Source organism: Anaerostipes hadrus ATCC 29173 = JCM 17467 (assembly GCF_030296915.1).
Classification (GTDB): domain Bacteria; phylum Bacillota; class Clostridia; order Lachnospirales; family Lachnospiraceae; genus Anaerostipes; species Anaerostipes hadrus.
In genome coordinates this window covers 2,266,249-2,288,792 of the sequence record NZ_AP028031.1, presented here as the reverse complement: position 1 = coordinate 2,288,792, position 22,544 = coordinate 2,266,249, and the positions used below count along the sequence as shown (strand labels likewise).

Sequence of the window (22,544 nt, the reverse complement as noted above, 5' to 3'; positions counted from 1 at the left end):
GGAAGAAAGTTTGAAACAAATGAAGACGATCTGTAAAAAGATATCGGTAAGTATTCTTACCCTCCTGATGATCATGACAATGTATCTGAGTGGTTCAGGAGAATCACTGTTCCTGAAGAATAGAGACGTCAAGGCTTTCACAGGAAAAGCCAAACTGGTGATGAGCCAGGCATTATCAAGTAATAAGATCTCAGAGATCGATCGTCCTGCATCAGAAGGTCTGTGGAGTATGACAGCTGACGGACACAGAGTGTTTTGCTTAAACTCTGGAAAGACCATGTGTTCTGGAGATACCTTAAAATACAAGACGATCAATGCAGCAACTTATGAAAAAAAGGGAATTGCAAAAGCATTAAACTGGTATTTCAGATCAAGCGGCAAGAATACAAAAGATCTGTCATTGTGTCAGGCATACATCTGGGCATGTGGACATGGAGCGAATAAGCAAAATACCGTTTATCAGGCAGGAAAAAATGTGGACAGAGGTTATTCGCAGAAAGATGCAAAAAAGTTCTGTAAAATGATCAGTGATCAGGATCCAGAAGGAACGATCTACTATTATACAGTGAAGAAATGTGTGAAAAAGAAGAAACTGGATTCCCATCAGGTTTTGTTCGGATTTCGTCATACACCGCCAGATATTGAAAAAGCGAAAACGAGTGCAACAAAGTCAGGAACCAGCCCAGATAATGTAAGGATCAAGATCAAAAAGAAAGATGCGGAAACAAGAGCAGGGCTTTCTGGAGCAGTATTTCAGATCTATATGGATGGGAATTATCAAGGAAGTGTAACAACCGATGACAATGGAGAAGCTTCTTATACTGTTCAAAGAACGGTAAGTTATAGTGTGACATCAACGAAAAAGACTTATGTAAAGAATTGGAACGATCTTTCAAAAAGTCAGCAAAAAGAAGCGACAGATAATGGCTGGTACGATTCTTCGGCAAAAGCATATGCTGTGGCAATGCAGGAAGCACAAAAACTTGCAGAGCAGAAGATTTCAGCCTTAAAGAGTGCCTCGGTCCACACTTGGATGGTCAGGGAAACAAAATCCCCATTCGGACACCTGATCCCAGATCAGACAGATCAGAGCAAAATGGAACAGGGTGGAGTCAGATCATTCACATTTAACTATACCAATGAATTTCAAAAGAGTGATCTGGAAATCTTTAAACAGGGAACTGTAAAGAATAAACGAGGGGATCTAGGAGTTGAAGCAAACTTGCAGAATGCTGTCTATGAGCTATATGCTGACCATGATATTACAGGCTCCGATAACAAGAGTGTTGTCTATAAAGCAGGAACACTTGTGACACAGATGGTAACTGATGCGGATGGTTATGCAAAAGTGACAGATCTGTATCCGGGATATTACCGTTTACATGAGAAGTATGCTCCGTTGGGATATAAGTTATCTAGTAATGATATATCAGTCACGGTCAATAAAAATACATCCAAGTATCTGAAGGAACAGCAATATGAAGGAATAATACAAGTTGTAAAGACGTTTGGCGAGGAAAATGTTCCAGAAGCACAGGCAGTTTTTGAGGTTTATGATTCCAAGAATAACTTAAAACAGACGATCACAACGAATGACAAAGGGATCGCAGAAACAGATTTACTTCCTTATGGAGCTTACCGTATTCATCAGACGAAAACGACCGATGGATATGATATGGTACCGGACAAATGGGTAAGCATTGATGGATCTAAAATGATCTATAAGGTTGAATCAAACGATCCAAAGCAGCATGCAGGGATCATGTTGACAAAGGTTACAAGGATCAGTGATAAGGAAACTGGAACTTATACAAAAAAAGAAGAATATAAGGCAGAATTCCAGATCATCGATCAGTCGACAAAGAAAGTCATAGAAACATTGATCACGGATGAAAATGGTGCAGCTCAATCTGGAAAGTTAGATCCTGGCATCTACACGGTTCATCAGACAAAAGGAAGTGATAATTATAAGATTGCTGATGATTTTGATGTAACGATCAAAGATGGCGATAAGAAATTTAAAAAATTTGAGCTGGATAATTATTATAATGGAAACAAGATCCGGGTCAGAAAAACGATGGTCAAGAATGGAAAGTCTAAACCAGAACCAGGGGCTGAGTTTGTTGTACTGGATGAATCTATGGTGAAAGATTTCAAGGATCAGACATTGGCAACGTCACAGGACAGGCTTCATTACATTGAAAAACTGAAAAAAGATAATAGAGATGCAATTCTTGGAACATTAGTCACAGATTCCGAAGGAAAGGCAGCGATGCTCTTAAAAGATTTCGTAAAGAAGACAGGGTTTATAGTCGTGCAGACCAGAGGTGTCGAAGACTATGACCTTGCGCTACCGCAGTATTCCACAGAAATGAAAGCATCGATCGAGGATGAAGTCAAAGTGTATGAATTCGTTTTAAAAGACGATTATACAAAATCCGCAAAGATTTCGATCAAAAAGCAAATGTCCGTAAATAAAGATAAGTATGTACCGGAATCTGGGGCGGAATTTCAGATCATTGATCCGCATGGAGAAGTGGTCGATACTCTGATAACTGATGAAAAAGGAGAAGCAACTTCAATCTCGTTAGCGATCGGTGTTTATACATTGCATCAGATCAAGGGTGATCCAAAGCATGAAATGATGGAAGATGAAGATGTGGTTTTGATCAAGTCTGATGTCCATAAGACAGTCACGTTTGGTCCGTATAAAGATGATGAAAATAAGATCAGGATCGAACTAGTCAAACGTTCATCAGAGACAAAGAAGCTGTTAAATGATGCAGTCTATGAAATCTATGATGAAGATCAGGATATTGTGGCAACTTTGACTACAGGAACGAGTGGAGATGGAACTGCAGAGTGCTATCTTCCATATGGAAAATATACGATTAAGGAAACTGCTGCGCCAGCAGGCTACAACATGGATGACGCAGAAGAAAAATCTTTTGAGTTAAGCGGGGAATCCACAAGCATCAAGATCACGTACGATAATGCTGGAAATGGAAGCTGCAGGTTTGAACAGATGGATACGCCAGTCTATGGAGAAATTACGTTCAGTAAGACGGGAGATATCTTAACAGATTATGACAAGGATTCTCAGAGTTTTATCTATGACAACGATCAGATCGCAGGAGCAGTCTATGGGCTGTATGCGGATGAGAATATCAAGAAAGATGACGGAACGCTTGTCTGGAAGAAGGACGAACTGATCGATCAAAAGACAACGACAAAAGAGAAGGAGATCCATTTTACAAGAAAGGATATGGATGGAAAAGAAACAACTAACTTCTATTTAGGAAAGTATTACATAAAAGAGATCAAGTCTCCGACAGGCTATATCAAAGATCAGGAAAAACATGAAGTAGAACTGACATGGGATACAACTGCAGGAAGTATCAATGATATTCGTGATGATGATAAAGTACCAGACAAGGAAGATCCGTTTGGAAATGAAGACAATAATGTAAGTACAGGTATTTATGTGTTGGAAAAAGGCGAAAAATTGAACCAGAAGATCAAGGATGCGGAATCTGTGACTTTCACGTGGAAGAGTGCACCAGAAGGAGCTGTGACAACGGATGTTTCTCAGAATAAAGATGGCAGTATTGTGCTTTGGAACGATGATGGAGATTGTTATATCTCAAGTCAAAGAGCCGGACAGGTCATCTACATGAATGCAATATCATCTAAAATGTTTAAAAATTGCAGGAATCTCACAGAGATCAATTTTAAAAATATTGATACATCCGCAGTCGTGGATATGAGTCAGATGTTTTATGCCATGGATTCCATCAAAACACTCGATCTTTCATCTTTCAACACCTCCAATGTAGAAGATGTCAGCCAGATGTTCTATGGAAATCCAGTTCTTAAGACAACATATGTCATGGATCAGATATTAAAGATCGAAGAAGATAAGTTTATCGAGGAACATCCGTTAAAGATCGTTGCCATGCCAAAGAACAGGTTCTTAAAAGGTGATAAATTCAAGGCAGAGGACTTTAGCTGGAGAATCCTTTATGATGACGATGGAGCAGAAGATGTGGAAGTGACGGATAAAGATGTGGCATTTACACCGACATATGCAGAAAAATCAGGAAAATACGAGATCAATATCAGTTTTAACAACCAAGGATCGTATAAAGATCTGCCAGAGAAAACGATCAAGACTACGGTAGAGGTTCTGGATCCAGAAGAGGAAGATATTGCCTTAAAGGTTGCAAAGAAAGCAAGTATTCATGTCAAAGCTAATGATACTCTGCAAAAATACGGCATCCATCTGATCAAGACCGATCAAGACGGAAACAAGCTGGCGGGAGCCATATTTGCCTTAAAAGCGAAAACAGATATCGTTAATAGCAAAGGAGAAAATATCTTTAAGAAGGGTGATACGATCGCCACCACTACATCACAGGATGATCAGTTTGAATATCTGGAATTTATTGGATTGCCGACCGATATCTATGCAAAGGATGGAACAGACAGTGATATGTATGAGGTAGAAGAAATCTACGCACCAGATGGATATGAGAAATCGGACAAGACATTAACATTTAAGGGTAAAGTGATCAATGATACGAAAGAAAATCTTATTCATGATGTAAAAGCCGAGAATAATACGGATAATGATACAACAACATATGTGCATGATTCAGATACTTTAGTCAACCAGAAACTGGATTATATTGCATTGAAGAAGATATGGGATGATCATGACAATGCAGCAAAGATCCGTCCAGATGTTGTTACGATCAAGGCAACACATAAGACAACAAAAGAAGTAAAGGTGTATACACTGACAAAAGATAATAACTGGACAATGTTTACGGATATCAAGAAGGATGATCGTGAAAAGTGGGAGTTTCGTGAAGATGTTCCCGAAGGTTATACTTTGACGAGTACACACTGGAATGATGCGATGTATGTAATTTCGTTTACGAACTTCCATGAAAATCCAGAATATGTCGATATCAATGTACAAAAGGTTTGGGAAGATGGTGACAATGGAGATGATCTGAGACCGATATCGATCAAAGCTCAATTATATAGAAATGGTGAGAAATACAAGAATGCTATTACATTAGACGAAACAAATAACTGGTCAGATGATGTAACGTATCATTGCCTCGATAAGTATGACAAAGCTGGCGAACCATTTGAGTATGAAGTGAAAGAAGAAGTCTATGATAAGCTGACAGGTAATGCAAAAACAGGATATGTCGATACTTACGAGACAAATGAGACAATAGATGATGATGGTACAACAACGAAGAATATCATGATCACGAATACGCATACACCAGATACGACGAAGAAAAAGGTTAAAAAGGTATGGAATGATCATGGGAATAAAGATGGCATACGCCCAAAGTCTGTCTTAGTTAATCTGTTGGCTGATGGTAAAGTGGAAGAAACATTGATGCTCAGTGCGAAGAATAACTGGAAAGCGTCCAGTAAGGTACTTCCTGTGAAAGTCAATGGTAAAAAAGTCAATTATACATGGAAAGAAGTCGAAGAAGGATTGATCACGGGAGAATCTGAGATCGGATACAGACCAACCTATGATACGGATGAAAATGATCAGGATCTTACAGTAATCACAAACACACATGACCGTACAGGGCCGAAAGGAAGCATTACGATCACAAAAGCATTGGACCCAGGTAATCTGAATATGGATGTTGGGGATCCGACTTTTATATTTACACTGACTGGAACCGATGTCTATGGAAAGAAACACAGTTATGAGAAGAAAGTCAAATTCACAAAGGCAGAGGTTGAAAAACAGATGAAAGATCATCCGGGAGATCTGATCGAACTGTCTGTGACGTTTGATGATCTGGAATATGGCACTTATACGTGTAATGAAGGAGGTATGATCAAGTATTTCAAATTACTCAATATTACGAGCAACAGCAGCAATGCAACGATCGATCAGGAGAAAGAAACTGTGACGTTCGATATTGGACCAACTGGAACGACAGCTAAAGCACAATTGACAGGTGGAGCGAAGTTTATGAATCAGATGATCCAAGGATCTGTAAAACTTATCAAGAAAGATTCTAAGGGGAAATCATTAAGAGATATCGAATTTGTGATCACATCATCTGATGGAGCAGAAGTAGCGAAGGCCAAAACAGATTCTGCTGGAGAAGTCACTTTTGATGGACTGCTCCCTGATACTTATACGATCACAGAGACAAAGACAGCGGTTGGAAAGAATCTGTTAAAAGAACCAATCATCGTTACACTGCCAATGACGATGTCACAGGCAGAGGTAGATAAACAGAATGTGGATACAAGTAAAGCGATCAAACAGGGAAATGATTATTACTTCTATCATCTGACGTACAATGTTACGAATGATTCTATATTGAATCTTCCAAAGACAGGTGGACGGACAGATGAGCTTTCATTCATAGGAGGAATCATTCTGATTTTAGGAGGATTATTTTTATTGCATAGAAAATTTCGATAAAATCCGAAAAAATATAAAAAAATAAATTATGAAGAAACCACGTAAATAAGCCATTTTTTACGTGGTTTCTATCTATAAAATAAAAATATCAAAAAAAAATTAAAAAAAGTGTTGACATTCATCGAAAATAAGAGTATATTATATTTTGTCGTCAGGCAAGAGAGCTTGAGAGACACAAGGGATCATAGCTCAGCTGGGAGAGCATCTGCCTTACAAGCAGAGGGTCATAGGTTCGAGTCCTATTGGTCCCACTATCCATGAACTACATGGATGAATTTCATAACATATGGCGATGTAGCTCAGTTGGCTAGAGCATACGGTTCATACCCGTAGTGTCAGCAGTTCGAATCTGCTCATCGCTACTTTCGGAAGACATATTCGATATGAATATGTCTTTTTTTCTGCTAAAAATCATGATAAAAGAGTGAAATCATGTTATAATAAAAACAAAAAAAGGAGAGCAAGAATATGCGTGTAGGAATGGGATATGATGTCCATCAGTTAGTAGAAGGAAGAGACTTGATCTTAGGCGGAGTAAATATACCATATGAGAAAGGATTATTAGGACACTCAGATGCTGATGTTCTGCTGCATGCGATCACAGATGCGATCCTTGGGGCAGCAGCATTAGGAGATATCGGAAAGCATTTTCCAGACACAGACCCTGCATATCATAATGCAGACAGCATGAAGTTGTTAGCAGAAGTTGTAAGATTGATCGAGGAAAAAGGATACGAGATTGGAAATGTGGATGCGACAGTCATTGCACAGAGACCAAAGTTATTAAATTATATTCCAACAATGAAAGAAAATATCAGTAAGACCCTCAAAGTAGATCCAGATCAGGTGAATGTCAAAGCAACGACAGAAGAACATTTAGGATTCACAGGAGAGGGACTCGGGATCAGTGCACAGGCAGTGTGTCTGCTTAATGAAACAAAATAAGAATAAAGGAAATAGCATGGAGATCGTTTATCAGAAAAACAAAGACAAACAGCCAGTATATGACATGTATCAGGAGATTTTTGAAGATCCAGAGCCGTTTGCACAGTATTATTTTGAAGAGATATATGCAACGAATCAAGTGATACTGGCAGAAGAAGACAACAAGATCTTAGGAATGATCCATTTAAATCCATACCACATAAGAGCAGGAAAGAAGACATATACATTAAATTATATTGTAGCAGTTGCGGTGTGGAAGGAATATAGAAGAAGAGGCATCATGGCAGAGATGCTTAAGAAGTGTTTCAATGATATGCATGAGCAGCAACAGCCATTTACGTATCTGATGCCTGCGAATAAAGCATATTATGAACCATTCCAGTTTCGATTTGTGATGGACTGGGAAGAAACAATGATCGATGATCATAACATTTTATATACAGATGATACAACGGATAGAAATCATAAGATCGTTCATATAATGGCAGAAGATTATCAGACGATCCAGAATTTTTTAGAGCGGTTTATGGAACAATACAAGATATATACAGTTCCGGATGAACCATACCTGAGACGACTGGAAAAAGAAAGCCAGAGTGGAGATGGAAGCCTCTTAGCTTATTATGAAGACGATCTGTTACAAGGCGTATTTGCAGAAAGTTTTGAAGAAGATGAAGTATATATCCGATGGGCGTATTCTTTAGAGCCAGAACATATGCTTAACCAGATCAAACAACGACACCAAGGTAAGAAGATTTATATCACAGAAGGGAATTTATTCAAGGAAAATTCAACAGGAAAGGATTTTATACAAAGCAAAAAAGTACCAAAGATCATGGCAAGGATCACGAACCTTACTGCTTGGGGAGATATCTTGCAAGGAAAGAATGATTTTACATTCAGGATATTGGTGAAAGATCCATATATCAAGGATCAGAATGGAGTATTCCAGTTTCAATGTCTGAATCATAAGATATCCATTCAACGTGCAGACATACCACAAGATGAGACATTAGACATACACACAACGGAGGCACAGGGATGGAAAGATGAAATTTCAATCGACGAGCTGACACAGGTGTTTTTTGACTACGATGCAGGACAGATATTAAAAGAGCATGAGTATCTAAAAGATATCGTGCCGGCTGGCCCAATCTATATTTCAGAGGAGGTATAAGCCATGAAGTTAATGTTTATCGGAGCGGATCATGAAGTGACCGGAAGTTGCCATTATGTGGAAGCTTGCGGCAAAAGATTTATTGTTGACTATGGAATGGAACAAGGGTTAAATGTATACGAGAATGTTGATCTTCCAGTGAATGCAGGGAATCTTGATTTTATCCTGCTGACACATGCACATATCGATCATTCAGGGCTGATCCCGCTGTTGTATGCAAAAGGGTTCAGAGGAAAGATCTATGCGACAAGAGCAACAACCGATCTATGTGAGATCATGTTGCAAGACAGTGCACACATTCAGGAATTTGAAGCGGAGTGGAAGAACAGGAAAGCAAGGCGATCTGGAAAACCAGAAGTTGTACCGATCTATACGATGGATGATGCGATCAATGTCATGCAGTATTTTGTGCCATGCCCATATGGCGGACAGATTGAAGTTGCTGACGGCATTACGATCAAATTTACAGATATCGGACATCTGTTAGGATCTTCCAGCATTGAAGTGTGGTTAAGAGAAGCAGATGTAGAAAAGAAACTGGTATTCTCTGGAGATATCGGAAACTTTAACCAGCCATTGATCAAAGATCCGAGCTATACGAGAGAAGCAGATTATGTTATTATGGAATCTACGTATGGTGACCGTTATCATGGAAAACATCAGGATTATGTGACAGAATTGACCGATGTGATCCAGAGGACCTTTGATCGAGGCGGGAATGTTGTGATCCCATCATTTGCAGTTGGAAGAACACAGGAACTGTTATATTATATCCGTCAGATCAAGGCTGAAGATAGGATCAAGAATCATGGAGATTTCAAAGTTGTTGTAGACAGTCCATTGGCAGTGGAAGCAACGAAGATCTTTAATATGAATATCGATGAAACATATGATGAGGAAGCTATGGAATTAGTGAAACAAGGAATTAATCCGATCACATTTTCCAATCTTCATTTATCCATTACGACAGAAGAATCAAAGGAGATCAACTTTGAAACAGAACCGATGGTGATCATTTCAGCATCCGGAATGTGTGAAGCTGGACGAATCAGACACCATTTAAAACATAACCTGTGGAGATCAGAGAATACGATCATATTTGTAGGATATCAGGCATATGGAACTCTGGGAAGATCACTGATCGAAGGAGCCAAAGAAGTAAAACTGTTTGGTGAGGTAATCAAAGTGGCAGCAGATATCGTACAATTAGAAGGTTTAAGCGGACATGCAGACAAGAACGGGTTATTAAAATGGGTCAATAGTTTCGAGAAGAAACCAGAAGAAGTATTTGTAGTTCATGGAGAAGATGCGGTCTGTGAAGCATTTACATCATGCTTAAAAGATGAATACAAATTCAAAGTCAGAGCACCATACAGCGGAGATGTGTTTGACCTTATTACAGGCGAATGGACTGAATGGGGATCAAGAGAACGCATCCAGAAGAAACCAAAACAGAGCAGTGCTTATATCAGACTTCTTACAGCCAGCGAGCGTTTGAAATCTGTAATTGAGCACAATGAGGGTGGAACGAACAAAGACCTGGGCAAATTTGCTGACCAGATCATCGCCCTTTGTGACAAGTGGGAAAGGTAACAATGCAAGAGACAAAACGTAAAACAGAAGATGCAGTGCGTATAAATAAATATTTAAGTCAGGCAGGAATCTGCTCCAGAAGACAGGCGGATACTTATGTCGAGGAAGGCAGAGTCGAAGTCGATGGAGAAGTTGCAGTAAGCGGAACTAAAGTACTTCCGGGGCAGAGCGTGACATTTGATGGAAAGCCGGTAAAGATTCAGGAAGATCTGATCTTTCTGGCTTTTCATAAGCCAAGAGGAATCGTATGCACAGCAAGCAAAGAAGAGAAAGATAATATTATCGACTATATTAACTATCCAACAAGGATCTATCCTGTAGGACGATTAGATAAGGATTCTCAAGGATTGATACTGCTTACCAATGATGGTGAAGCAGCCAATCAGATCATGAAAGCAAGAAATTATCATGAAAAAGAATACGAAGTAACAGTGAATAAACGAATTACGAATGAATTCATTCATGATATGAGGAATCCAGTACCATTAGATGAGATTAATGCAGTAACAAGAAGATGCAAAGTTATAAAAGAAGGACCAAACGAGTTCAGGATCATCTTGACACAGGGATTAAACCGGCAGATTCGAAGAATGTGTGAACACTTTGGATACCGTGTGACAAAACTTAAGAGAGTCCGTGTTATGAACATTAAACTCGGCGATCTGAAAGAAGGAAGATATCGAAAATTAACTCCGGATGAATTACGAGAGTTAAAGAAGGAGCTAAAAAGTGAATGATTTAGACAGAATGAAAGAACTCATTCATACACTAAATGAAGCAGGGAAAGCTTATTACCAGCAGAATAAAGAAGTTCTGAGCAACCTCGAATACGATAAGATGTATGATGAACTTTTAGAACTAGAGAAAAAGACGAACACTGTTTTATCAAACAGTCCAACGATCCATGTAGGGTATGAATTGATGACAGCATTGGAAAAAGAAGCACATCCATCTCCGATGTTATCATTAGACAAGACAAAGGAGCCAGATCAGCTGGCAGCATGGCTGAACGGCCAGGAAGGAATCCTGTCATGGAAACTCGATGGTTTAACGATCGTTCTGACCTATGAACATGGAGAACTCATCAAAGCCGTGACCCGTGGAAATGGGGAAGTCGGAGAAGTTGTAACAAACAACGCAAGGGTTTTTGAAAATGTTCCAAGACACATTGCATATCAGGGAACATTGGTCATTCGTGGAGAAGCGATCATTCCATATTCAGATTTCTATAAGATGAACGAAGAAATCGAAGATGTTGACAGTCAGTATAAGAACCCAAGAAACTTATGCAGTGGTTCCGTCAGACAGTTAAACAATGAGATCACAGCCAAACGCCACGTTCATTTCTATGCGTTCAGTGTCAGTGATGTTGAAGGTATGGATTTTGATAATTCCTTCGAGAAGAAATTAGACTGGGCAGCAAGTCTTGGATTTGATGTGGTAGAACATATCAGAGTCACAGAAGATACGATCCGAGATGAGATTGAGGAATTCTCAAAGAAGATCGAACAATTTGATCTGCCATCAGATGGACTGGTATTAGTCTATGATGATCTTGCATATGGAAAAAGTCTTGGAAGAACAGCCAAATTCCCAAGAGATTCCATCGCATTTAAATGGGCAGATGAGACAGCGGAGACAACATTAACTGAGATTGAATGGAGCCCATCAAGAACTGGACTGATCAATCCAGTGGCAATTTTTGAACCAGTAGAATTAGAAGGAACGACTGTCAGCAGAGCCAGTCTCCACAACATTAGTGTGATGGAAGAATTGCAGTTAGGAATCGGCGATGAGGTCGTTGTATACAAAGCTAATATGATCATTCCACAGCTTGCAGAGAATAAAACAAAGAGCGGCAATATAGAGATTCCGCATACTTGTCCTGCATGCGGTGGTGAGACAAAGATCGAAGATGAAAATGGAATCAGAACCCTAGTCTGCACCAACGAATTTTGCAGTGCAAAGAAGATCAAATCATTCTCGCATTTTGTATCAAGAGATGCAATGAATGTTGATGGACTATCCGAAGCAACATTACAGAAGATGATCGATGTTGGACTATTAAATGAAATTTATGACCTCTTCACTTTAAAAGATCACAAAGAAGAGATTCTGGAATTAGAAGGATTTGGAGAAAAATCCTACCAAAATCTGATCAATGCGATCAATGATTCCAAACAGCCTGCATTGGCAAACTTTATTTATAGTCTGGGAATTCCGAATGTAGGACTTTCCAATGCAAAATTGATCTGCAAACATTTTAAAGAAGATTTCAATGCGATCAGAGAAGCCGATGCAGAGGATTTTATTGCGATCGATCAGATTGGACCGATGATCGCAGAAGCTATGGTATCATATTTTCATACACCACATAATCAGAAGATCTTAGAACAACTGTTACAATATGTGCAGTTTGAGAAGAAAGAAGAAAGTAAGACAGAACAGATCTTAGAAGGAAAAACATTTGTTGTGACAGGATCACTTGATCATTTCGATAACAGAAAACAACTAAAGGAAGAGATTGAACAGATGGGAGGCAAGGTCACAGGATCAGTGTCAAAGAAAACAGACTATCTGATCAACAATGATAAAATGTCGCAGTCATCAAAGAATAAGAAAGCGATGGAATTAAACATTCCAATACTGAGCGAAGAAGATTTCCTTAATCTGATCGGACGATGATAAATATAGATTGCATAAAAAATGCAAGAGTTTTATAATAAATATCTGACAGGAAAAATGCTGTCAGCTTAAAAAGCAATCGAAAAAAGAGAGAAGGAGATTTGATAAAATGCCAATTCGAATAGATAACGATCTGCCGGCGAAGGCAGTCTTAGAAGAAGAGAATGTATTTGTGATGGATAAAGAAAGGGCATGTACACAGGATATCAGGCCTTTAAAGATTGCAATTTTAAATCTGATGCCAAACAAATTAGACACAGAACTTCATTTGCTGAGAAGTTTATCAAATACACCATTACAGTTAGATATTACATTTTTACAGACAGAATCTTATGTTCCGACTCATGTATCAGAGTCACACATGGAGAAATTTTATAATTATTTCTCAGAGATCAAAGACAAACGTTTTGACGGACTGATCATTACAGGAGCACCAGTAGAGTTAAAAGAATTTGAAGAGGTTGATTACTGGGATGAAGTTGTTGAGATCATGGAATGGTCCAAAACACATGTTACATCAACTTTGCATATCTGCTGGGCAGCACAAGCAGGACTTTATTATCACTATGGAATCAAGAAACATATCTTGAATAAGAAGATTTCAGGTGTTTATGAACACCATCCATTACATAATAAACTTCCTATTATTCGAGGATTTGATGATAAGTTCTACGTGCCACACTCTAGAAATACAGGAGTTGACGGAGAAGCCATCCGCAAGAATAAAGAATTAACGATCGTAGCAGAATCAGATGAGACAGGACCATACATTATTTTGAATTCCACAGGAAGTCAGGTATTTGTCACAGGACATCCAGAATATGATGTGATGTCACTGCATTATGAATATGTAAGGGATGTAAAACGAGGACTGAATCCAGATATACCAAAGAATTATTACAAAGATGATGATCCAACGAAGAAACCAGTGAAGTCATGGAGATGTCATGCAAATGCTATGTATTATAACTGGCTGAATTATTATGTATATCAGGTGACACCATACGATCTGGAAAAAGACAAATAAAACAAAGGTTGCTGTACAAAGTATGGCAGCCTTTTTGAAATAATGATACAGCATGTAGATGGAGAAAAGAAAGGAAAACAAATGATCAAACTAATCGCAACAGACATTGATGGAACATTAGTGGCAGATGGGACACTGGATCTGAATCCGGAATATTATGACGTGATCAAAGAACTGAAACGAAGAGGAACGATCGTGTTAGCGGCAAGCGGCCGTCAGAGAGCAAGTATCGAGAAAGTATTCACGCCAGTACTTGATGATATCAGTTTTATTTCAGAAAATGGAACTTGTATTCATTCCAAAGATTATCAATATGTAGATGTGATCGACCCAGAAATCGTAAGAACTTATATTGAAGAAGCAAGACAGTTCCCAGGATGTGAGATTGCGATCAATAAAGATAACATGACATATATGGAGAATATCGGGATTTACCAGCATCTGGTCGGAGACTATGGCTACAGAGGTGATCTTGTAGATGATGTTTTAGGGGATCCAGAAGGTGTATGTAAGATGAGTATTTTTCATCACAATTGCGCCGAAGATGTAGTTGGGGATGAGTTCATCAAACGATGGGGCAAGAAGATGAATGTTGTAGTATCCGGAAAATGCTGGGTTGATTGCGCCAACAAAGGTGCGAACAAAGGAAGTGCCTTAAGACATTTTCAGGAAGAATACGGAATCACACCAGATGAAACACTGGCATTTGGAGATAATTTAAATGATATCGAGATGTTAAAACGTGCAAGTCACAGTTTTGCAGTGGAGAATGCCAGAGATGAAGTAAAAGAAGCAGCGAATTTTGTAGCACCATCTTACAAAGAAGATGGGGTACTTCAGGTATTGAAAGCAGTACTGAGTGGTGAATTATGCTAACAGAAGAAATGACCATGACTTATGAAGAGTCTGTAAAATATTTATACAAAATCGCAGGATTCGCCACAAAATCTTCTCTCGAAGATATAAAATACTTTTTAGAACGATTGGGAAATCCTCAAAAAGAGCTGCATATGATCCATGTAGCAGGGACGAATGGAAAAGGATCCGTCTGTGCATTTTTAGAAGCACTCCTTACCCAGCATGGAAAGAAGACAGCTTCCTTTACCTCGCCACATGTTGTGAAGATCAATGAACGAATCAAGCTGTGTGCGAAAGAGATCAGTGATGAACGATTTGCATCAGCTGCGGTGAAGGTAAGACATGCCATTGAAACTGGAATAACAGAAGGAAAGAACAGTCCATCATTTTTTGAGGCAGTATTTCTGATGGCGATGGTGATCTTTCAGGAAGAACAACCAGATATCTGTATGATCGAGACAGGAATGGGTGGAAGATATGATGCTACCAATGTTATCTGTCCGAAGGTCAGTGTGATCACTTCAATCAGCGAAGATCATATGGAATTTCTGGGACAAACATTGGAAGAGATCGCAACACACAAAGCAGGGATCATTAAGCCAGGAATTCCAGTTGTGACAATAGAACAGGAACCCAAGGTAAAAGAAATCCTTTCTGAAGAAGCAAGGCAGAAAAAATCACGAATTTATGACATTTCTGAAGATAATCTTAATTTTAAAGAAAAAGCAGGAAAATATATTGATTTTTTAAATGCCAATGCGTATGATAAGGAAAGAGATGTGCGGACCAACATTGCAGGAGAATTTCAGAAGTCCAATCTTGCAGCAGCATTGCAGACAGCAGAACTTATCTGTGGACGACTCGATGAAGATAAGATTTATGAAGCACTGAGCCAGATCAGGATCAGCGGAAGGATGGAAGAGATCGCACCAGGGATCATTGTGGATGTATCGCACAATATCCAAGGAATGCAAGGATTTGTACAGACTGTGGAGGCAAACTACCATGGAATGAAGAAGCGGATCTTATTTGCAGCATCTCATCAGAATGAAGAAGAATATATGAAGAACATTCTGAAGACGATTCCAGAGATTGAAGCCTTTTATACAGTGGGGATTCATAAGAGAAGAATCAATGAAGCAGAATTTCAGGATGCTTTTCGTAAGATGATAGACAGGAATCAGGAAACAACGGTATGCTTTGTTGTCGGATCTTTTTATCTGGCAGGCATGGCCAAAGAGTTTATAAATCAGGAGGAAGAGAATGTTAGACTTTAACGAAGAATTAGCCAAGTTTCAACCATGTGCAGATTTGGAAGAAGCGGAAGAGAATATATATGGGAAAGAATTAGAAGAGATCAAGAAGAATAAGACAGAATTATATAAAGCCAACCAGATGATCAAGAAATACAATCAGGCATTAAACTACGCCAAGCAAGGGAATGATGACCTTGCGATGTTACAGTTAAAGAATGTTGTGGCAGCTATTCCTAATTTTGTAGATGCATATCTTTTAATGGCATTATTATCCATCAAGGGAGAGAATTATGATAATGCAAGAACATTCCTTGATACGATCTTAAAGATCGATCCAAACAACGAATCAGCAGTGGAATATGGCAAAGAATTTGAGACAAAAGTAGTCGAAGAAGAGCCACAGACAACTGAGCCAGAGAAGAAAGACAAGAAGAAAAAAGAGAAGAAAAAAGTTGTGAGCCAGCCAGAAGAACCAAAGAAAAAGAAGAATCCATTTAATATTTCTTCAATTCAGGAAAACGAAGCTGGAAAGAGCCCGATGTTTTACATGGTAACAGGAATTGTGATCGGTGTGATCGTGGCAGCAGTTTTGATCTATCCAACAGTACGTGCAAGCTTCAGTCATAAGAACTCTACACAGGTAGAAGATTATAAAGAACAGATCCTTGCCAAAGACACACAATTGAAAGCAAGCGAGAAGAAAGTTAAAGAAGCAAAGGCAGCACAGAAGAAAGCAGAAGATGAATTAGACGAGTACATTGGAACAAGCAAGAAAGACGGTGTCTATGATCTGCTGTTAAGTGCCTTACAGAAATACAGCGATCGTGATTATACAGGATCTGCAGATGCGTTATTAGATATCGACAGTAAGAAACTAACAACAAAGAATATGAAAGCGATTTACAAAGATCTGACAGCAAAGGTATATCCAAGTGCAGGAACTGGATTATATAGCAAAGGAAAGAATGCATACTGGGCAAAAGACTACAAGACAGCGATCTCTTATTTAAAGAAAGCGATCAAAGTCAGCGATACAAACCGTTATGCATATGATTACCTTGCCAAAGCTTATGAAGGTGCTTCCGATCAGAAGAATGCGAAGAAGACATATCAGACGATCATCGAAAAGTTCCCAGGAACATCTCAGGCGATCAATGCGAAGAGTCGAATTGATGCAATGGGTAAAAAGAGTGCCAAAAGTTTATAATTAATATTACACAGAATACAAGTTTACAAACAAAAGATAAAGGAAGAAGAACAAGCGAAAGTTTGAACTTCTTTCTTTTTTATTTTCTATCAGGAAATTCAAGATGATCTTGGAAAGGAACGTATCACAGCAAAGAGCAGGAAGGAGCGATCAGAATATGGCAACAGAATACAAGATAGAAAACAGGGTTTTATATATTTATCTGGATGGTGATCTAGATCATCACTTAGCGAAGAAAGTAAAACATAAATGCGATATCATTTTAAAATCATATCCGATCAAAGATATTGAGTTTGATTTTAAAAATTCAGGATTTATCGATAGTTCAGGGATTGGAGTGATCTTAGGAAGATATCGTCAGGTACAGGCGATGGGAGGAACGGTGAAAGTCAGCAATATGAGTGCATCAGTAAGAAAGATCATTCATATGGCAGGATTGCATCAACTGATAGAAGAAATATAGAGAAATGGGAGGATAAGAAATGTTGCATTTAGAATTTAACAGTGACTCAGAAAATGAAGGAATCGCAAGAATTGTGACGGCTGCTTATATCATGAAATTTGATCCGGATATGGAAGAAATGGATGATATCAAGACCGCAGTGTCAGAAGCAGTGACAAACTGTATTGTACATGCGTATCACAACCCAGATGGAAAGATCAGCATGGATCTTTCCGATCAGAATGGAATCCTGCGAATAGAGATTAAAGATCAGGGTATCGGAATTCCAGATGTCAAGAAAGCGATGGAACCGATGTTTACAACAAAACCAGAAGAAGAAAGGACTGGAATGGGATTTTCTTTTATGGAAGCATTTATGGATCAAGTAGAAGTTATTTCAAAACAAGGAGAAGGAACGACAGTGATCATGACAAAGAAAATAGGAGATCAAGACAAGCTGAATGGATAAGACGAGGGAACTGTTACGGCTTACCAAAGAAGGAAACGAAGCAGCACGAGAGCAGATCATTCTTAATAATGTTGGATTGATCTGGAGTGTTGTGAGACGATTTACAAACAGAGGATATGAGTCTGAGGATCTGTTTCAGATCGGAAGTATTGGACTTATGAAAGCCGTGGACAAGTTTGACCTGTCTTATGACGTGAAATTTTCGACTTATGCAGTACCGATGATCACAGGAGAGATTCGTAGATTCCTAAGAGATGATGGTATGATCAAAGTCAGCAGATCTTTAAAAGAAAATGTATACAAGATCATGAAAGCAAGAGAAAAGTTTTGCCAGCAGTATCAAAGGGAAGCAACGATCGAAGAAATCAGTGAGATTACGAAGATCACAAGAGAAGAGATCGTAACATCCTTAGAGGCAAGCAATGAAGTAGAATCCATTCATCAGAGTGCATATCAGAAGGATGGCAGTGAGATTTCTCTGCTGGATAAGTTATCAAAAGGAGAAAATGAATCTGAGAAAGTGGTAGATCATGTTCTGTTAAAGGAAGCCATGAAACATTTGGAACAGAAAGAACAGCAAATGATCTATTACCGATATTTTGAAGGAAAAACTCAACAAGAAATTGCGAAGATCTTTCATATTTCACAGGTACAGGTTTCAAGAATACAAAAAAAGATCTTAAAAAAACTAAGAAGACAAATGATTGGAAATATCTGAAAAACTATGCTAGAATAAAGAAAACACAAATCTGGATCGATCGTTAAAGGATAATTCATCCATTTTCCCAGGTAAAAGGAGTAAGATAGAATGACATATGAAAAAAAGTCGGTAATTGAATTACGTGAAATTGCCAAAGAAAGAAAAATAAAAGGCATTTCGACCTTAAAGAAACAAGAACTGATCGAAGTATTAGAAAACTATGATCAGGAACAATCAAAACAAAAGGAAGAACCGCAGATACAACGTGAACCAAAACAATCTTATTCAGAGCATCAAGAAAGAAAACATCATCAGAAAGAATTTCCAAAGAATATAAAGAGTCTGGACAGCGGAGAAAAAGCACATGGGATTCTGGAAGTTATGCCAGACGGGTATGGTTTCATCCGATGTGAAAACTATCTTCCAGGGGAGAATGATATCTATGTATCTCCGGCTCAGATCCGCAAATTCAATTTAAAAACAGGAGACATCTTAACAGGAGCGATCCGTATCAAAACCCAGAGTGAGAAATTCAGTGCCTTATTATTCGTAGAATCTGTCAATGGATATAAGCCAGAAATGGCAGCGAGAAGACAGCATTTTGAAGATCTGACACCAATCTTCCCTAACGAAAGATTAGGAATGGAAACAGAGAGATCATCCATACCAATGCGAATGGTTGACCTGCTATCACCCGTTGGAAAAGGGCAGCGAGGAATGATCGTATCGCCTCCAAAGACAGGAAAGACAACACTGTTAAAACAAATGGCACAAAGTATCAGCCAGAATTATAAAGATATCAAATTAATCGTATTATTGATCGATGAACGACCAGAAGAGGTCACAGATTTTAAAGAATCTATCGAAGGAAAGAACGTTGAAGTTATTTATTCCACATTTGATGAATTACCAGAACACCACAAGAGAGTGTCAGAGATGGTATTAGAACGTGCAAAACGTCTCGTAGAACATAAAGAAGATGTCGTAATTTTATTAGATAGTATCACAAGACTTGCAAGAGCTTACAACCTTACAGTACCGCCAAGCGGAAGAACATTAACTGGTGGACTTGATCCAGCCGCTCTCTATATGCCGAAGAAATTTTTCGGTGCAGCCAGAAATATGAGAGAAGGCGGAAGTCTTACCATCCTTGCCACAGCACTCGTAGAGACAGGAAGCAAGATGGACGACGTGATCTTTGAAGAATTCAAGGGAACAGGTAATATGGAATTAGTCTTAAACCGTCGTCTGGCAGAAAAAAGAATCTTCCCAGCGGTTGATATTGCCAAATCAGGAACAAGAAGAGAAGAGCTGTTGCTTACTAAAGATGAAAGAGAAGTTGTCACAGCACTTCACAAAGAATTATCCGGAAACCGTTCGGAAGAATTTATGGAACAGATGTTAGATTTATTTAAACGAACCCAAAACAACAAAGAATTTGTAGCACTAACCAAACGATCATTATTAAGAAAATAAAAAAAGTGATTGCAATTTCAAATAAATTGTGATAGAATAAAAAAGCTGTTTATAAAACAAGAAATGACGAAAGTCAAAGTATGTAAATGTTGGCAAAATCCAACAAATTTTTTAGAAGAGGTGAAAGAACATGCGTGAAGGAATCCATCCAAATTATTATCAGGCAAAAGTAGTATGCAACTGTGGTAACGAATTCGTAACAGGATCTACAAAGGAAGATATCCACGTAGAAATCTGCTCAAAATGTCATTCATTCTACACAGGACAGCAGAAAGCTACTCAGGCTCGTGGACGTATTGATAAGTTCAATCGTAAATATGGTGTTAAGTAGAAAAGTAAGAAATCAGGTTGAGGTTATCGAAATCTCAACCTTTTTTTTATGTAACGAGAAACTCAATGTAACGAGAAAAATCTCATAGAAATATAGGAGACAACAATGGCGGTTCGTATAGGCGGGCAGGCAGTGATCGAAGGCGTAATGATGAAGAATATGGATCGTTATGCAGTATCCGTGCGAAAGCCCAATGGCAAGATAGAGACGAAAGTAGAAGAATGCGTAAGCTTCGCAGAGAAACATCCATTATTTCAATTACCAGTTTTTCGAGGAATGGTAAATTTCCTGGAATCTATGGTGATCGGGATGAAGACACTGAATTATTCTGCATCTTTTTACGAAGACGAAGAAGAACAAACAGAGAGCAGGACAGAACAGCTCTTAGAAAAGATTCTTGGAGAGAAAGCAGAGAAGATCATCATGGGAATCGTACTGGTATTTTCACTGGCAATTTCCATCGGATTATTTATGATCCTTCCATACATCGCATCCGAAGCACTCGGAAAGCTGATCAGGAATGAATATGTGATTTTATTTATGGAAGGTATTATCCGAATAGCGATATTTCTTGGATACATTGTGTTGATCTCAAGAATGGAAGACATCAAGAGAGTCTTCATGTATCATGGTGCAGAACATAAAACGATCAACTGTTTAGAAGCAGGTGTTCCTTTAACTCCTGAAAATGTGGATAACTTTTCAAGATTACACAAAAGATGTGGAACAAGTTTTATTTTTATCGTTATGATCATCAGTATGGTATTTTTCTTCTTTATCAGAGTGGATACCATCTGGTTACGAATCGTATTAAGATTATTATTTTTACCATTGGTAGCTGGTGTTTCCTATGAATTTATCCGGCTGGCAGGAAGCAGTGACCACCCGCTTGTTCAGATATTTTCAAAACCAGGACTGGCACTTCAGAGACTGACAACGAAAGAACCAGATCACTCCATGATCGAAGTTGCGATCGCATCAGTGGAAGGTGTCTTCGATTGGAGAGAATATTTAGAAAATCTTCATAAAGGGGAACAAAAAGAAGATGAATAGAAGAGAATGGGTCCTCTATGGACAAAAGGAATTAGAAGAAGCACAGATCGAGAATGCATCCGGTGATGCATGGTATTTATTTTCCGAATGTTTTCATATATCAAGGGAAGACTACCTGTTTGGGATGACCGATGAGATCAATGATAAAGAAGCGGAAGAAAGATATAAGGAACTGATTCAGAAGAGAAAAGAACATGTTCCACTGCAATATATTTTAGGAACACAGGAATTTATGGGATATACATTTAAGGTAACACCAGATGTACTGATCCCAAGAGCAGATACAGAAACAGTATTGGAAGAAGTGCTTGATCAGTTAAAACAGTCAAAGAAACCAGATACGATACTGGATATCTGTACAGGATCTGGCTGTATTGCGATCAGTCTGGCATTGATTTTAAATCCAGAAGTATGTATTGGGACAGATATCAGTGAAAAAGCATTAAAAATCGCAAAAGCTAATGGCGAAAATCTCGCACCTATGGTAAAATTTATTCAAAGTGACCTTTTTGAGAATGTCACAGCAAGCTATGATCTGATCATTTCCAATCCACCATATATTACAACAGAAGAATGTGGAAAGTTAATGCCGGAAGTGAAAGACCATGAACCGATGTTAGCACTTGACGGGAAAGAAGATGGACTTTATTTTTATAAGAAGATCATCAAAGAAGCGAAAAATTATTTAAACCCAGATGGAATGCTCGCATTTGAGATCGGATATGATCAGGGAGAAGCAGTGAAGAATTTGATGGAAGCACAGGATTTTGCCTGTGTTGAGATAAAAAAGGACCTGGCAGGATTAGACCGGCTGGTCTTTGGATTTGCAAGAGAAGGAGAATAA

At 38.6% G+C, this 22,544-nt stretch carries 17 protein-coding genes and 2 tRNA genes; all 19 read left to right on the top strand.

The window, feature by feature from the left end; genetic code table 11:
- Positions 1 to 19: 19 nt before the first annotated feature.
- The gene (locus tag QUE18_RS10945; RefSeq protein ID WP_242852723.1) at positions 20 to 6,481 is read left to right on the top strand and encodes a SpaA isopeptide-forming pilin-related protein; all 6,462 of its coding nucleotides are present in this window, start codon (positions 20 to 22) and stop codon (positions 6,479 to 6,481) included.
- 178 nt (positions 6,482 to 6,659) lie between these two features.
- Positions 6,660 to 6,732 (top strand) — tRNA-Val (locus QUE18_RS10940).
- A gap of 37 nt (positions 6,733 to 6,769) precedes the next feature.
- A tRNA-Met gene (locus QUE18_RS10935) sits at positions 6,770 to 6,843 on the top strand.
- A 106-nt stretch (positions 6,844 to 6,949) separates the two neighbouring features.
- The gene (ispF, locus tag QUE18_RS10930) at positions 6,950 to 7,426 is read left to right on the top strand and encodes a 2-C-methyl-D-erythritol 2,4-cyclodiphosphate synthase (protein WP_009203589.1); all 477 of its coding nucleotides are present in this window, start codon (positions 6,950 to 6,952) and stop codon (positions 7,424 to 7,426) included.
- Positions 7,427 to 7,442: 16 nt separating this feature from the next.
- On the top strand, positions 7,443 to 8,603 hold the full coding sequence (locus QUE18_RS10925; RefSeq protein WP_242852716.1) for a GNAT family N-acetyltransferase: 1,161 nt from the start codon (positions 7,443 to 7,445) through the stop codon (positions 8,601 to 8,603).
- A gap of 3 nt (positions 8,604 to 8,606) precedes the next feature.
- On the top strand, positions 8,607 to 10,196 hold the full coding sequence (locus tag QUE18_RS10920; protein WP_009203591.1) for an MBL fold metallo-hydrolase RNA specificity domain-containing protein: 1,590 nt from the start codon (positions 8,607 to 8,609) through the stop codon (positions 10,194 to 10,196).
- 2 nt (positions 10,197 to 10,198) lie between these two features.
- Positions 10,199 to 10,933 carry a pseudouridine synthase gene (locus tag QUE18_RS10915; RefSeq protein WP_009265473.1) on the top strand — a complete coding sequence of 245 codons (735 nt, stop codon included), beginning with the start codon at positions 10,199 to 10,201 and terminating at the stop codon, positions 10,931 to 10,933.
- Between the two features lie 10 nt (positions 10,934 to 10,943).
- Entirely contained in the window at positions 10,944 to 12,881 is a 1,938-nt protein-coding gene (gene ligA, locus QUE18_RS10910) for an NAD-dependent DNA ligase LigA (protein ID WP_040344280.1), read from the top strand.
- A 109-nt stretch (positions 12,882 to 12,990) separates the two neighbouring features.
- A complete protein-coding gene (gene metA, locus QUE18_RS10905) occupies positions 12,991 to 13,908 on the top strand; it encodes a homoserine O-acetyltransferase MetA (protein ID WP_009203593.1) in 918 nt (305 codons plus the stop codon).
- Positions 13,909 to 13,989: 81 nt separating this feature from the next.
- Positions 13,990 to 14,784, top strand: a complete 795-nt coding sequence (locus QUE18_RS10900; RefSeq protein ID WP_242852717.1) for a Cof-type HAD-IIB family hydrolase — start codon at positions 13,990 to 13,992, stop codon at positions 14,782 to 14,784.
- Complete coding sequence (locus QUE18_RS10895; protein WP_009203595.1) at positions 14,778 to 16,043, top strand: bifunctional folylpolyglutamate synthase/dihydrofolate synthase; 1,266 nt, start codon at positions 14,778 to 14,780, stop codon at positions 16,041 to 16,043. The genes QUE18_RS10900 and QUE18_RS10895 overlap by 7 nt, the downstream gene beginning before the upstream one ends.
- Positions 16,030 to 17,229 carry a tetratricopeptide repeat protein gene (locus QUE18_RS10890; RefSeq protein ID WP_040344269.1) on the top strand — a complete coding sequence of 400 codons (1,200 nt, stop codon included), beginning with the start codon at positions 16,030 to 16,032 and terminating at the stop codon, positions 17,227 to 17,229. The genes QUE18_RS10895 and QUE18_RS10890 overlap by 14 nt, the downstream gene beginning before the upstream one ends.
- 103 nt (positions 17,230 to 17,332) lie before the next feature.
- Complete coding sequence (locus QUE18_RS10885; protein WP_008390562.1) at positions 17,333 to 17,692, top strand: STAS domain-containing protein; 360 nt, start codon at positions 17,333 to 17,335, stop codon at positions 17,690 to 17,692.
- 19 nt (positions 17,693 to 17,711) lie between these two features.
- Positions 17,712 to 18,140 (top strand): anti-sigma F factor, encoded by a 429-nt coding sequence (spoIIAB, locus tag QUE18_RS10880; RefSeq protein ID WP_008390559.1) that lies wholly within the window; start codon positions 17,712 to 17,714, stop codon positions 18,138 to 18,140.
- Positions 18,133 to 18,858, top strand: coding sequence for a SigF/SigG family RNA polymerase sporulation sigma factor (locus QUE18_RS10875; RefSeq protein WP_009203597.1), 726 nt, complete (start codon positions 18,133 to 18,135; stop codon positions 18,856 to 18,858). Before spoIIAB ends, QUE18_RS10875 begins: the two co-directional genes overlap by 8 nt.
- A 90-nt stretch (positions 18,859 to 18,948) precedes the next feature.
- The gene (gene rho, locus QUE18_RS10870; protein ID WP_009203598.1) at positions 18,949 to 20,316 is read left to right on the top strand and encodes a transcription termination factor Rho; all 1,368 of its coding nucleotides are present in this window, start codon (positions 18,949 to 18,951) and stop codon (positions 20,314 to 20,316) included.
- Positions 20,317 to 20,446: 130 nt separating this feature from the next.
- Positions 20,447 to 20,647, top strand: coding sequence for a 50S ribosomal protein L31 (rpmE, locus tag QUE18_RS10865; RefSeq protein WP_008390552.1), 201 nt, complete (start codon positions 20,447 to 20,449; stop codon positions 20,645 to 20,647).
- Between the two features lie 105 nt (positions 20,648 to 20,752).
- The gene (locus tag QUE18_RS10860) at positions 20,753 to 21,700 is read left to right on the top strand and encodes a DUF1385 domain-containing protein (RefSeq protein WP_009203599.1); all 948 of its coding nucleotides are present in this window, start codon (positions 20,753 to 20,755) and stop codon (positions 21,698 to 21,700) included.
- Complete coding sequence (prmC, locus tag QUE18_RS10855; protein WP_009203600.1) at positions 21,693 to 22,544, top strand: peptide chain release factor N(5)-glutamine methyltransferase; 852 nt, start codon at positions 21,693 to 21,695, stop codon at positions 22,542 to 22,544. The genes QUE18_RS10860 and prmC overlap by 8 nt, the downstream gene beginning before the upstream one ends.

What these genes read in the sequence shown, in the direction of transcription:
- QUE18_RS10945 (WP_242852723.1), top strand. Translation starts at nt 20, where the DNA reads ATGAAGACGATCTGTAAAAAGATATCGGTAAGTATTCTTACCCTCCTG.
- ispF (WP_009203589.1), top strand. Translation starts at nt 6,950, where the DNA reads ATGCGTGTAGGAATGGGATATGATGTCCATCAGTTAGTAGAAGGAAGA.
- QUE18_RS10925 (WP_242852716.1), top strand. Translation starts at nt 7,443, where the DNA reads ATGGAGATCGTTTATCAGAAAAACAAAGACAAACAGCCAGTATATGAC.
- QUE18_RS10920 (WP_009203591.1), top strand. Translation starts at nt 8,607, where the DNA reads ATGAAGTTAATGTTTATCGGAGCGGATCATGAAGTGACCGGAAGTTGC.
- QUE18_RS10915 (WP_009265473.1), top strand. Translation starts at nt 10,199, where the DNA reads ATGCAAGAGACAAAACGTAAAACAGAAGATGCAGTGCGTATAAATAAA.
- ligA (WP_040344280.1), top strand. Translation starts at nt 10,944, where the DNA reads ATGAAAGAACTCATTCATACACTAAATGAAGCAGGGAAAGCTTATTAC.
- metA (WP_009203593.1), top strand. Translation starts at nt 12,991, where the DNA reads ATGCCAATTCGAATAGATAACGATCTGCCGGCGAAGGCAGTCTTAGAA.
- QUE18_RS10900 (WP_242852717.1), top strand. Translation starts at nt 13,990, where the DNA reads ATGATCAAACTAATCGCAACAGACATTGATGGAACATTAGTGGCAGAT.
- QUE18_RS10895 (WP_009203595.1), top strand. Translation starts at nt 14,778, where the DNA reads ATGCTAACAGAAGAAATGACCATGACTTATGAAGAGTCTGTAAAATAT.
- QUE18_RS10890 (WP_040344269.1), top strand. Translation starts at nt 16,030, where the DNA reads ATGTTAGACTTTAACGAAGAATTAGCCAAGTTTCAACCATGTGCAGAT.
- QUE18_RS10885 (WP_008390562.1), top strand. Translation starts at nt 17,333, where the DNA reads ATGATCTTGGAAAGGAACGTATCACAGCAAAGAGCAGGAAGGAGCGAT.
- spoIIAB (WP_008390559.1), top strand. Translation starts at nt 17,712, where the DNA reads ATGTTGCATTTAGAATTTAACAGTGACTCAGAAAATGAAGGAATCGCA.
- QUE18_RS10875 (WP_009203597.1), top strand. Translation starts at nt 18,133, where the DNA reads ATGGATAAGACGAGGGAACTGTTACGGCTTACCAAAGAAGGAAACGAA.
- rho (WP_009203598.1), top strand. Translation starts at nt 18,949, where the DNA reads ATGACATATGAAAAAAAGTCGGTAATTGAATTACGTGAAATTGCCAAA.
- rpmE (WP_008390552.1), top strand. Translation starts at nt 20,447, where the DNA reads ATGCGTGAAGGAATCCATCCAAATTATTATCAGGCAAAAGTAGTATGC.
- QUE18_RS10860 (WP_009203599.1), top strand. Translation starts at nt 20,753, where the DNA reads ATGGCGGTTCGTATAGGCGGGCAGGCAGTGATCGAAGGCGTAATGATG.
- prmC (WP_009203600.1), top strand. Translation starts at nt 21,693, where the DNA reads ATGAATAGAAGAGAATGGGTCCTCTATGGACAAAAGGAATTAGAAGAA.